The organism is Moorena sp. SIO1F2, assembly GCF_010672755.1.
GTDB lineage: Bacteria > Cyanobacteriota > Cyanobacteriia > Cyanobacteriales > Coleofasciculaceae > Moorena.
In genome coordinates this window covers 1-12,070 of the sequence record NZ_JAAHFV010000195.1, presented here as the reverse complement: position 1 = coordinate 12,070, position 12,070 = coordinate 1, and the positions used below count along the sequence as shown (strand labels likewise).

Here is a 12,070-nt window from a genome sequence, read left to right as displayed (position 1 = left end):
TGAAAGTAATTGGCAATCAAATTTTTTTTAAGGAATCTGGGAGAATATGGGTTAATTTGTTGGTGCTCCCGGGACGGCGACAGTTTCAGGAGGGCTATTTCGGGCACCACGAGAATAGCTCTGCATTCCTAGCTCACTCAATAATGCTATAGCAGTAATTGTATTATCAATAGTATTTGAATTTAGGGTGTATTAAAATAGTTGATAATCTCCCTAGGAGCCAGGGTAAATCTACTAAACCTAAACACGAATCATAAATAAATAACAACTAATCTATATGGTCTGGTCAGAGCAACAGCTGTTACATGGTGGTAAATACAAGATCGAGAAAATTCTTGGACGTGGAGCTTTTGGAATTACCTACAAAGCAGTCCATCAGTTACTTAATCAAGATGTTGTAATTAAAACACCACACGAAAGCCTGAGATTGGCTCCAGACTACCCCAACTATGGCGAAGAATTTATCAAGCAAGGACAACTGCTGGCTCAACTGTCTGCTGACCTTGAATCCCTGGTGCCGGTCAGAGACTTGTTTCAAGAAGGAGATACCTACTGCCTCGTGATGGATTTTGTGTCGGGGGAAAGTTTATGGAAGTTGGTACAACGCACAGGACCATTACCTGAAACTGATGCAGTAGCCTACATCACTGAAATTGGGTCAGCCTTGAATCTAATCCATGGAGTAGGGCTAGTGCATTTAGATATCAGCCCTCATAATATCGTGGTCAGTAACAGTGGCAAAGCCGTGTTGATTGACTTTGGCATTCCTGGGGATATACTCCGAGATAGTAATGTGTCCAGCCATATTGACAATAAACCATTTCGACCCTACGAGCTATACTACCAAGGCAGTCGTCACGCCACGGTGGATGTCTACTCTCTAGCCGCTTCACTTTACCATGCCGTAACTGGGCTAAATCCTACCGAGTCAATTTACCGCAAGTATGACGGTGAAGACCTGGTGCCACCAAACCAACTGGTTCCTAGTATTAGCGATCGCTTAAATCAAGTAATTCTCCAAGCCATGGCCTTAGAGCCAAAAGACCGTCCTCAGTCAGTGCAGGAATGGTTACAGCCCTTGACTGAAGACGATTATTTCATCTCTTTGAGTGAAGTTGATGACCTTAGTTCTGATGTAGGAGTAGATTACCGCCCATTACAGGATTTACTAATCCATAGAAAGTGGCAAGAGGCAGATCAAGAAACTCTCGCTCTTATGCTCAAAGCAGCAGGACGAGAAGAAGAAGGCTGGCTTGACATCCCAGATATCAACACCTTTCCTTGTACAGACCTCTATACTCTCAACACCCTCTGGGTAAAGTACAGCAATGGGCGCTTTGGCTTTAGTGTACAGAAACAAATTTGGCAGAGCTTAGTGACCGAGAGTGTGCAGGTAACTCCTGGTGCCGATTATGAGTATGAAACTTACTGTCGCTTTGGGGATCAACTCGGATGGCACACCAACGAAAAGTGGCTAGATTACGTTGACCTGCCCTTCACCCTCAATGCTCCCCAGGGGCATCTACCAGTCAGCTATGTCGGATTCTTTTCCGGTTGGGCATACTTTGCCTTTTTTATGGGTGGCGTATCTCTCTTCTCTCGCCTTGAGATATGTAGTATTTAGCAGTTTTTATAGCGGTTTTTAATTCGGTCTGGGTGTTAGGGAATCGGGAATCGGGAATCGGGAATCGGGAACAGGGAACAGGGAAAAAATACTGTGTACCTCATTATCATGAAAACCGCTATATAACTGCTCTATATATAGCGTTTATTGCATGTACGAGGTACAGTTAGCAACCTCAAATTCCCCCTTTTTTAAGGGGGATTTAGGGGGATCCCTTAGTAGCTCATGGAAAACATAATTGCTATAACTATTATTTGATTAATTTTAAAAAAACTCTAAAAAATAATTCTTATTTCTGCTAAAGAAGCATCGAAATTTAGAGAATAAAAATTTGAGTAATTTCTGATTAATATATCCATAAATATACCTTAATAAGGGTTGATTTTTAATTTAATTAATCCCTTATTTTTATGTTCCCTGTTCCCTATTCCCGATTCCCGATTCCCGATTCCCTACTCCCTACTCCCTACTCCCCACTCCCTATTCCCTACTTCCTAAAACTCAAGACAAAAATCCCTGAAGTTATTGTATGATCTCAATACAGTAAAAAGCATTAGCCATAATGACTATCGGGATTTGGGTACTAGGGGATCAACTTTGGACTGAACAATCAGCGCTACACAGTTGTCAACAAAACCATCAAAATACACCAGTAATTCTGATTGAATCCCTAAGCTACGTCCAACAAAGACGCTACCACCGCCAAAAACTGGTATTCATTTGGTCAGCCATGCGCCACTTTGCTGAGGAATTACGCCAGCAAGGTTGGCCAGTTAGCTATGAAACAGCGGACGACTTTGAAACCCCTCTGCAAGCCTGGGTCACAAAAAATACGATTACCGAACTACGGGTAATGATGCCCAATGACCGACCCTTTGCAGAAATAATTGGCAACCTAAAACTCAATTGCCAAATTACCTTTATTCCCAACAATCATTTTCTGTGGAGCGAGTCTGATTTTAAAACCTGGGCGAAATCTCAAAAACGTCTGATTATGGAAAACTTCTATCGGGTCGGGCGCAAGCGATTTAATAGTTTGATGGCAGGAAATCAGCCAATTGGTGGCAAATGGAATTTCGATAAACAAAATCGCAAGCCCCCAAAACGTAATCTAAATCCACCAGACGCCCTTTGGTTTGAACCCGACCCAATCACCCAAGACGTTATCAACTCGGTTAATGCTCAAAACTTTCCCACCTACGGAAAAACAGAACCATTCCGTTGGGCGGTCAATCGCCATCAAGCTCTTCAAGTATTAGACTTTTTCATTCACCATCGCCTACCTAATTTTGGTCCCTATCAAGATGCCATGGTCACCAACGAAGATACCATGTGGCACTCCCTAATTTCCCCTTACCTCAATATCGGCTTACTCCAACCTGAAGAAGTAATTAAAGCAGTCGAGAACGCTTATCACCAAAACCAACTCGACTTAAACAGTACAGAAGGATTTATTCGTCAAGTGCTGGGTTGGCGGGAATATATGCACGGCATTTACATCTATATGAACCCTGACTACTCCCAAAGCAATTGGTTCAACCACACCCAGCCCCTACCTGAGTTTTACTGGCATGCCGAGAAAACAGACATGAACTGTTTACGTCAAATTTTGAGTCAGGTTGAAGGCACCGGTTACGCCCATCACATTCAGCGACTGATGGTGTTGAGCAATTTTGCTCTAATTGTTGGAGTTTCCCCTCAAGCAATCGAAGAATGGTTTCATGGAGCCTTTATCGATGCCCATGATTGGGTGATGCAAACCAATGTTATTGGCATGGGTCAATTTGCCGATGGCGGCATCCTAGCATCCAAACCTTACGCAGCCTCAGCTAACTACATCAATAAAATGAGCGACTACTGCAGCAGTTGTGCTTACAATCCTCGGAAGCGCACTGGCCAGGGAGCTTGTCCCTTTAATTTCTTGTACTGGGATTTTCTCTGCCGCCACCGTGACCAACTCAAGGCTCAAGGCCGCATGAGTTTAGTCTTGTCTCACATCGACAGAATCTCTGATCAAGACATACAACAAATTCGTGAAGAGGTTCTAAGGTGGCGTAGCGACAATATACCCGAACATACCACATAATTATGTTATAAGCAATTAGTCAGTGGTTATATTTTTTTTCATTGCTCTTTCTTCCTTAAGGAGTCAATTAAATAGTTAGCTAAATTTAGTTAACTAGTTTTAGTTAACTAATATATCAGGGGTCACAATCCACAGTTGCCCCATCTGTTGTCACCAGTTTTCCACCGAAGCGCGAAACTGTAAGAATTCTTATCGTTTGTCCCAACTTTCCCCCACAGATTCCCCACTGTTTCCACACAGAGCTTCAACCTTTTCCACAGTTTTCCCATAGTTTTCCACAAGCCTCAACGGTGGCATTAGGTATTCCAGTTTTACTGGGGATTTTCCCGACTTAGTATTCCGCAGCAGTTAAGACCGCAGTTTATGTAAAGTTATGTAACCAAAAAGCGCCTCAAACCCTCATTAGTTCGTATACCTTTCGGAATTTAAACAAGAGTTGTAATATTTCGCAGCATTGACAAACCCACCCCATTTCAGATGAAAATGGTGCGACCAACCTATAAAAAAATTTGCTCTAAGCTAACCTACGCCCACTAGCAGGGGTTAGCACGGACTACCCTACCCTATTTGGGGATAGTTCTGAACTAAAGCAAGGGTGGCATCAAAATTCAGTGCTTCGGTGCTAGCTTGTCTTGGCTTTCTTTTGGCCAAGGCAGTTATCTGAAGTTCTTGAAATCAGGTGGCTTTTTCCAAAAATACCTTTATATGAAGAGGTGAATATGAACGCAACTGTAAGTATCCTGGCAGAAATCCCCGAAGACCTGCACGAGTCTCTCAAGCGCTACCTAGAAACCCATCCTAGCTGGGACCAAGACCGGGTCTTCGCAGCAGCACTTTCTCTGTTTTTGCTCCAAAATGGTATTGGTAAGACCCCAGAAACATCCCAGAGTTATCGGGCTTGTGCTCGTGTGTATCTGGAATCCCTCTTTCAATATCCTGCTTAATTAATCCGGGATGGGGAAAGGTATAACGTGTGAAATATAACGTGTGAAATATAACGTGTAAAGTATGACGTGTCAAGTTCAGCACCCATACCTGCACGCCTTCGCCCTATTCCCCACTCCCCTGTTATCATGTCCGGAAACATCTAGATCATAAACCGTAGGTAATGGGTTACCCATTACCCATTACCCATGACCAAAACGATTTTTGAGTATGAGCACTATCGAAACAACCGGACAGATTATAATTCCTAAACTGATTGTGGGTTTAGGTAATCCCGAACCCAAGTACGATAACACCCGGCACAATATCGGTTTTGAAGTGGTAGATGCGATCGCACGTCGATTACAGATTGTAGGAAACGAACATCGCCGCTTTCAGGGATGGTTTGGTCAAGGAATTGGACTAAAAGGAAATAAGCTAAGCTTGCTCAAGCCCCTTACATACATGAATCGCTCTGGACAAGCAATTCGGGCGGTGACTGATTGGTACAAGCTAAAACCTGAGTCGGTCCTGATCATTTATGATGATATGGACTTACCAGTAGGGCGTTTGCGTCTGCGCCTTTCTGGTTCAGCTGGAGGACACAATGGGATGAAATCCGCAATTGCCCATCTGGGTACCCAAAACTTCCCTCGCCTGCGGATTGGCATCGGCAAATCCAGTCAGAAGCCAGACACGATCTCCCACGTCCTAGGAAAATTTTCACCCCAGGAAGCCCAGTTAATGTCTGAGGTAGTCCAACTAGCAGTTGAGGCGGTTGAACTGTCTCTTAAGCAAGGTGTGGAAAAAGCAATGAGTCTCTACAATAATCGGAATCTAGCAACTATAGCAAAGGGAACAGGGAGTAGGGAGTAGGGAGTAGGGAGTAGGGAGTAGGGAAGTCGGAAGTGGAAAAAAATCCTGTGTACCTCATAGGTATGATAAACGCTATAGTTACAAGCTCTAGTTATAGCGCTACGCAATAACTCACATAATCTGATTAAGGCAGGAGATATCAGCTGAGCCAAAGTGTACACTCAAGGCAATATTCAAGTTTTCCAGAGACGGGACTAACCAGGGTACGCTGTTTCTGGTTTCGGACTCGTAGTGGTTAAACAAAATCGAAAATCGCTTTTCTAAATAGGGCTTGACTTTACGGCAGATCAATACTATCTTGATCAATAGTCCAGTGGTAATAGTGGTTCCTAGATTGGTAATCAAATCAACAAATGTATAGTGATTGGGGCGTTTAGGGCTTTCCACCACCAAAAAGTTTAACAATTGAGTACAGGTGCGCACCACCATAAATTCATTGGGCGTTTGGTAATCCCATTCAGGCAAGGTGTTTTGCAAATGAGTATACAATCGCTTGTTAAACTGTTGCTTCCCATAGGCTGGGTCAATCGAGGCAATCAAATATTCATATAAATCTTCCTTGAAGTCTTTGAAACAGGCTGTGTGCTGACTGTGGGTATGGAAGCTACGAGCAACATCTTGGTAAGTGTAAGACCCTTGCACTTTGCCAAAAAACTGCTTGAGAGCACTCGCCAACTCTCGTTCGGTCAGCAATGTGGGATTTGACACTGGTTGAATAATTCGTCTTGGACTCGTGATAGCCCGATTTCGCCTGAGATTGGCGCATCGCACCTGATAGGTTACGTACTTAGATAAATCACAATCAAAGCGCCGTTGAACCATAGCTTGAACTTGCCGGACAGTTTGCTGATATTCCTGAGAGCTGTCTTCACTGAGTAAGCAATGTTCATATAAGTAGGGGTACCGCTGAATCAAGTTTGCCACTGGCTTAGAACCATTAGAGTATTGAGGTGTATCATTCATTACTATAGACAGACGTTGCAAGGTTAGATATTGCTCTGTTCTTTTGAACATCTGCATTAGTTGCCGCAGGCGTCTAGGAGCCCGAGAGTGAACCCTCAAAGGAGACGGCACATGATCAAACAGAGCTACCAATTCTTGGACTGCTCTTCTGGTGTTTGGTTTCAGATGCCAGTGATTGATCAGAATATGGCAGCAGCGATTGACCACAAATCGGAACTCTGTCGGAGCCCGCTTATCCATTACTATCTTTTCCAAGGCCAACCAGATTTCAAAATCTTCGTATCCCACTCCATCCAGGAAGAGCCTTTGGAAGCGTTCAATTGATTGCTTTGGTGATTCTACCCTTACCCACTGGAGTAAGTGATTGTAGACTTGCTGCTCTGGCAAGCTAATATGTCGAATTTCCGATTCTTTAGAGTCTCTCCAGGTGGTCACTTTAGGTAGCTCTCCTAGGTGCTAAAGCTAGGGCTCATCAATGGTGGTTGGCTTGAGAAGATGAAAATTCAACTTTGAGTGGCTTAGCTAACACAAACAGAGTTCGGTGTATCACAATATATCTACGGTGGTAGATATATTCTAATGATCACCTAAACTTTAGGTGACCTCTTCTAGTATTAGTATATCTTCATCTTCTTTAGAGTCTCTCCAGGTGGTCACTTTAGGTAGCTCTCCTAGGTGCTAAAGCTAGGGCTCATCAATGGTGGTTGGCTTCAGAAGATGAAAATTCAACTTTGAGTGGCTTAGCTAACACAAACAGAGTTCGGTGTATCACAATATATCTACGGTGGTAGATATATTCTAATGATCACCTAAACTTTAGGTGACCTCTTCTAGTATTAGTATATCTTCATTTACTCTTTACCTAATTGTGCCAATGAGTGGAAATTGTGAAAATTAAGTAAAAACCATGTGAAAGTTATTGGCTGACCAGGAAAATAGAGCGTTTAGAGAAAACAGCACAATTAGGACACTGGGGGAACAAGAAATTTATGGTGTGTCGGCTTCTTGTAGGAAAATTAGTTGACATTCTCGCCGCCAAGACCGTAGACATTCCAGAAAAAATCCTGGAAAAGTCATTCACTGGCATTACCACTGATACCCGTCACCTTGAGCCGGGTCAACTATTTTTAGCGCTGCGGGGTGAAAAGTTTGATGGTCATGATTATGCAGCTCTGGCTGTAGAGAAGGGGGCATTAACGGTCATTGCTGAGGCGACTAAAGTTACCCAACTCGAAGGTTTGCCGCTGATTCAGGTAGAAAATACTCTCAAAGCCTACCAGCAAATTGCTCGGTGGTGGCGTGACCAGTTTGAGATTCCGGTGATTGCTGTCACTGGTTCTGTAGGCAAAACTACCACTAAGGAGCTAATCGCAGCAGTTTTGTCTACTAAAGGAACTGTACTCAAAACCCAGGCCAATTACAACAATGAAATCGGTGTACCCAAAACCTTGCTGGAGTTGGCACCAGACCATGACTATGCTGTAATCGAGATGGCAATGCGTGGTTCAGGACAGATTGCTGAGTTGACCGAGATAGCCAACCCCACGGCGGGGGTGATTACTAATGTGGGTACAGCTCATATTGGTCTGTTGGGTTCTACGGAAGCGATCGCAAAAGCCAAGTGTGAGTTATTAGCCCATATGTCCAACAACGGTATAGCGGTTCTCAATCACGACAATCAACGCCTAATTGATACCGCAGCTCAGGTTTGGCAAGGGCAAACCATAACCTATGGTTTAGAGGGTGGTGATGTCCAAGGAGAGTTGATTGCACCAGAAATCCTGAAAGTAGAGGGCATGGAGTTTCCTATCCCCCTCCCAGGTCGCCACAATGCCCTGAACTATGTAGGGGCCCTAGCCATTGGGAAATTATTGGGGGTGGATTGGGAAACCCTCAGGAATGGTTTAAAGGTTGAGCTACCGGCAGGGCGATCCCAGCGTTATGAGTTACCTAACGATGTAGTGATTCTTGATGAAACCTACAATGCTGGAGTTGAATCCATGGTAGCTGCCCTAGAAATGCTGGCTCAGACTCCTGGCAAACGCCATATAGCAGTACTTGGGGCGATGAAGGAATTGGGAACCAAATCCGGTGAACTTCATCAGCAAGTGGGTCAAAAGGTTGAGCAACTCAATCTAGATGGCTTGCGGATTTTGGTGGATGAAAGTGAGCCAGAAGCAGAAGCGATCGCAACCGGTGTTACTTCGGTGCCAGTTGAGTGTTTCTGTGACTCTAATCCTCTAGTGGAACATCTACTGGGGTTTGTCCAACCTGGGGATCGTCTATTGTTTAAAGCCTCCCATTCCGTGGGTCTCGATCAGGTAGTCAAGCAGTTTAAAGCCGGATTTTCCAAGGAAGATTGATCTCAAGCCAACAAATCTGGGCTTATCCCCAGATTTGTGATAGTTTACCCGTGAAAACTTGCTCAGCTGGCCCAGTCATGTAAACTCGCTGATCGGTTTCGGACCATTCAATGTCGAGACAACCACCAGGAAGCTCCACGGTACAAATGCGATCGCTTTTCTCAGTTAACACACCAGCCACCACAGACGCACAAGCCCCCGTGCCACAGGCGAGAGTTGCCCCAGCACCCCGCTCCCAAACCCGCATCTTGAGATAATCGGGACGCACCACTTGGATAAATTCTGTATTGGTTCGTTGGGGGAAAACTGAGTGATGCTCAAACAGTGGACCAATGGTTTCCAGAGGTATGGCATCCGCATCCTCCACAAACGTTATACAGTGAGGATTTCCCATACTGACACAGGTAACCTCCCATAATTTGTCTGCTATTTCCATGGGGGTATTGATCACCTTTTGGTCAGCCTCTGCCAAAACAGTGGGAATTTGAGCTGCACTAAGCTGGGGCATCCCCATATCCACCCTGACTTTACCATCGCCCTTGAGTTCAGGAATGATCACCCCAGCCAGGGTATGGATCCGATAGTGGGTTTTGTGATTATCCCCCTCTAAATCAGCCAGAAACTTTCCTAAACAGCGAATCCCATTACCACACATCTCTGGTTCAGAACCATCAGAGTTGAAAATCCGCATCGTATAGTCAGTACCCTCTTGTCCTGGCAGGGCAAAAATCACACCATCTGCACCAATTCCAAAATTGCGATCGCATAGCTGCAGCGCTTGATCTGAGGTTATTCTGGGTTCCGGGTCATCCCGATTATCAATCAGAATAAAGTCATTCCCCAGTCCATGGTACTTTGTAAACTCCATAGTAAACTCCCTATTAATCGGCTCTGGTGCTATGGTAATTCTTTTGTAGCCTTTTGTTTAACTGGCGAGGGGGTTTGGGGGAGTCCATGTATGCCGACGGCATACATGGACTCCCCCAGTATTTTTCATCCCCTTGATGGGGATGAAAAATACATTGACTGATTTGTGTGTTTATGGTAGAGTTTCTCTATGCTGATGATGAATTACTCCTACCGTATCTATCCAAGTATTGACCAACAAGCTCAAATGCTTGAATGGTTAGAGACTTGTCGGGGGGTTTACAACTATGCTTTGAGAGAGTTGAAAGACTGGTTGGCGAGTCGAAAATGTGAATCAGACAGATGTTCGTTGTCGAAAGAATATATCATCCCAGCCAATACTCCATTTCCGAGTTATCATCTTCAGCAAAACAACCTCCCGATAGCTAAAAAGGTTAATCCAAAGCTCAAGAAAGTCCATTCTCAGGTATTGCAGACAACAATTCGTAGGCTGCATGATACCTGGGATGATTTTCGTGCTCGTGGTTTTGGGTTTCCTCGATTCAAAAAATCTGGTCAATTCAAGTCATTTCTGTATCCACAGTTCAAAAAGAACCCGATACAGAATGGCGTGATAGATCTCCCCAAGATTGGGAAAGTCACAATCAACCTGCATAGACCGATTCCAGATGGATTCCAAGTCAAGCAAGTTAGGGTTTTGTCGAAAGCCAGACATACTCAATGGTACGTTGTTGTCACAATTGCTTTAGACGTAGAAATCCCAGATAATCCACCTGGCGGTCGCGCAATTGGGATTGATCTGGGACTCGAAAAGTTCTTGACAACCTCTGATGGTTTCACAGTAGAACGTCCCAAGTTTTTAAAGCACCTACAAGGCGAGTTGAAATTACTGCAACGTAGAGCAGCTAGAAAACAGAAACGTTCTAAGAACTACTCAAAAGCACAAGTACTGGTGGCAAGATTACATCATAAAATTGCCAATACTCGCAAGGATTTTCACCTGAAAACCGCACATCTTTTGTGTGACCACGCAGAGACTATCTTTGCCGAAGATCTCAACACAGTTGGACTCAATAGAGGAATGCTACGAAAAGAGTGTATTGATGCTTCTTTTGGACAGTTCCTCGACTTACTCAAATGGGTTTGTTGGAAACGAGGTGGCTACTTTGAAAGAGTAGATCCTAGTGGAACCAGTCAAACCTGTCCAGAGTGTGGGGCAACTGCACAGAAACTGCTCAGTCAACGAGAACATATCTGCCCTGAATGTGGCTATCGAACTCATAGAGATCATGCAGCGGCTCAGGTGATTAGATTGCGAGGATTGGAAAAAGTACCCGTGGGCGACGGGGAAAGGAAACTGTCTGCTGATAGCGTACTGCCGGGTGAGTGTAACTCACAGGTAAGTGCTACGCAGAAAGTCTCAGTCGTGAGGTTGAGAAGCCCGCGCCGTAATCTCTGATTCGGCGTCGGGAGAAGTCACGTTTCGCGAATTTTCGTCGATTTAGCTACCAACTGCTTAAAATACTTTTTCTGATTATGCTGCCCAAAACGCCAAAAACCCTCCTGGCCAAGTATGATTGGTTATGATTGGTAGGGTTCCCACGCATTCCACGATTTTTTGTGATTATGGCCCAATTCGATACCGGCTTGCCCAGTATTAGTCAAATTCAAGGCTATATCAAAGACCAACAACTCCTAGAGCTAAAACTTCTCACTGGAGATTCCTTTAGCGGGCAATTGTGCTGGCAAGATCAAAACTGCCTGTGTCTGATCACTCAAGATCAGCAGACCATCATGATCCCTTATCATGCGATCGCTTATCTAAAGCCACAAGCAGCTCAAGGCTAAAGCTTTAAGGCTCAAGGCTCAAGACTGTTCTTTGAATGCATTCTGCATTCTGAATTCTGCATTCTGAATTCTTCATTCTGAATTCTTCATTTTTGATTTACAACTTATAGCTTAGTCCAGTCAGTAACAATATAGTTGCGATAATACAGCCGAAGCATCCCAGGGCAAGATTAGTCATATTTGACTGACTTGCTGATGCTAGGGCTGTATTGAGATCCGGTGAAGTTACACGTTCATAGTTTTTTATTGCCACATTAGCTTCTGGTAAAGAAGATATCAGACTACCGATAAAATAATGTAATCCCACAAAAACTGCTGAGCCCAACCACTGACTTAATACTGAACTATAGAGTTCAGTATAGGCCAAGAATAAGGCATTTAAAACATAACAATGTTTTTCAAGACTCAATTTTTCAAGACTTAATGTCATATCATGTCCACAAGCATCGTTCCGTATCACCAACTATAGCGGTTCTCACTTCCATAAACCATACCCAATTCGACGGGGGCACGCGGTGG

The 12,070-nt window shown here is 44.2% G+C and carries 11 protein-coding genes; 8 read left to right on the top strand and 3 right to left on the bottom strand.

Annotation, left to right across the window (positions count from 1 at the left end; all coding sequences use genetic code 11):
* Nucleotides 1–277 precede the first annotated feature (277 nt).
* From F6J94_RS21025 to pth, 5 genes are all read left to right on the top strand, one after another.
* Nucleotides 278–1,624: a serine/threonine-protein kinase gene (locus F6J94_RS21025; RefSeq protein ID WP_293043887.1), complete on the top strand. Its 1,347-nt coding sequence runs from the start codon at nt 278–280 to the stop codon at nt 1,622–1,624.
* Between the two features lie 410 nt (nt 1,625–2,034).
* Complete coding sequence (locus tag F6J94_RS21020; RefSeq protein WP_293043886.1) at nt 2,035–2,157, top strand: hypothetical protein; 123 nt, start codon at nt 2,035–2,037, stop codon at nt 2,155–2,157.
* A 29-nt stretch (nt 2,158–2,186) separates the two neighbouring features.
* A complete protein-coding gene (locus F6J94_RS21015) occupies nt 2,187–3,710 on the top strand; it encodes a cryptochrome/photolyase family protein (protein WP_293043885.1) in 1,524 nt (507 codons plus the stop codon).
* A 719-nt stretch (nt 3,711–4,429) separates the two neighbouring features.
* Nucleotides 4,430–4,654, top strand: coding sequence for a DUF2811 domain-containing protein (locus F6J94_RS21010; RefSeq protein WP_070391159.1), 225 nt, complete (start codon nt 4,430–4,432; stop codon nt 4,652–4,654).
* A 211-nt stretch (nt 4,655–4,865) separates the two neighbouring features.
* Nucleotides 4,866–5,510, top strand: coding sequence for an aminoacyl-tRNA hydrolase (pth, locus tag F6J94_RS21005; protein WP_293043884.1), 645 nt, complete (start codon nt 4,866–4,868; stop codon nt 5,508–5,510).
* 111 nt (nt 5,511–5,621) lie between these two features.
* Here the strand turns inward: pth and F6J94_RS21000 are convergent, their stop codons facing one another.
* Nucleotides 5,622–6,908 (bottom strand): hypothetical protein, encoded by a 1,287-nt coding sequence (locus F6J94_RS21000; protein ID WP_293019616.1) that lies wholly within the window; start codon nt 6,906–6,908, stop codon nt 5,622–5,624.
* 554 nt (nt 6,909–7,462) lie between these two features.
* On the opposite strand from F6J94_RS21000, the gene murF reads away from it, so the two are divergent.
* Nucleotides 7,463–8,836 (top strand): UDP-N-acetylmuramoyl-tripeptide--D-alanyl-D-alanine ligase, encoded by a 1,374-nt coding sequence (gene murF / locus F6J94_RS20995; protein WP_293043883.1) that lies wholly within the window; start codon nt 7,463–7,465, stop codon nt 8,834–8,836.
* Nucleotides 8,837–8,858: 22 nt separating this feature from the next.
* On the opposite strand, the gene dapF is transcribed toward murF, so the two are convergent.
* On the bottom strand, nt 8,859–9,704 hold the full coding sequence (dapF, locus tag F6J94_RS20990) for a diaminopimelate epimerase (RefSeq protein ID WP_293043882.1): 846 nt from the start codon (nt 9,702–9,704) through the stop codon (nt 8,859–8,861).
* 195 nt (nt 9,705–9,899) lie between these two features.
* Here dapF and F6J94_RS20985 point away from each other — a divergent pair, with 195 nt between their 5' ends.
* Nucleotides 9,900–11,162: a transposase gene (locus F6J94_RS20985; protein WP_229415189.1), complete on the top strand. Its 1,263-nt coding sequence runs from the start codon at nt 9,900–9,902 to the stop codon at nt 11,160–11,162.
* A 167-nt stretch (nt 11,163–11,329) separates the two neighbouring features.
* Complete coding sequence (locus tag F6J94_RS20980) at nt 11,330–11,551, top strand: RNA-binding protein hfq (protein WP_293043881.1); 222 nt, start codon at nt 11,330–11,332, stop codon at nt 11,549–11,551.
* 97 nt (nt 11,552–11,648) lie between these two features.
* Here the strand turns inward: F6J94_RS20980 and F6J94_RS20975 are convergent, their stop codons facing one another.
* Nucleotides 11,649–11,981, bottom strand: a complete 333-nt coding sequence (locus F6J94_RS20975) for a hypothetical protein (protein WP_293043880.1) — start codon at nt 11,979–11,981, stop codon at nt 11,649–11,651.
* Nucleotides 11,982–12,070: the final 89 nt, after the last annotated feature.

Coding starts and splice junctions, on each gene's coding strand:
- pth (WP_293043884.1), top strand. CDS start 4,866: ATGAGCACTATCGAAACAACCGGACAGATTATAATTCCTAAACTGATT.
- murF (WP_293043883.1), top strand. CDS start 7,463: ATGGTGTGTCGGCTTCTTGTAGGAAAATTAGTTGACATTCTCGCCGCC.
- F6J94_RS21020 (WP_293043886.1), top strand. CDS start 2,035: ATGTTCCCTGTTCCCTATTCCCGATTCCCGATTCCCGATTCCCTACTC.
- F6J94_RS21010 (WP_070391159.1), top strand. CDS start 4,430: ATGAACGCAACTGTAAGTATCCTGGCAGAAATCCCCGAAGACCTGCAC.
- dapF (WP_293043882.1), bottom strand. CDS start 9,704: ATGGAGTTTACAAAGTACCATGGACTGGGGAATGACTTTATTCTGATT.
- F6J94_RS20985 (WP_229415189.1), top strand. CDS start 9,900: ATGATGAATTACTCCTACCGTATCTATCCAAGTATTGACCAACAAGCT.
- F6J94_RS21015 (WP_293043885.1), top strand. CDS start 2,187: ATGACTATCGGGATTTGGGTACTAGGGGATCAACTTTGGACTGAACAA.
- F6J94_RS21025 (WP_293043887.1), top strand. CDS start 278: ATGGTCTGGTCAGAGCAACAGCTGTTACATGGTGGTAAATACAAGATC.
- F6J94_RS20980 (WP_293043881.1), top strand. CDS start 11,330: ATGGCCCAATTCGATACCGGCTTGCCCAGTATTAGTCAAATTCAAGGC.
- F6J94_RS20975 (WP_293043880.1), bottom strand. CDS start 11,981: ATGACATTAAGTCTTGAAAAATTGAGTCTTGAAAAACATTGTTATGTT.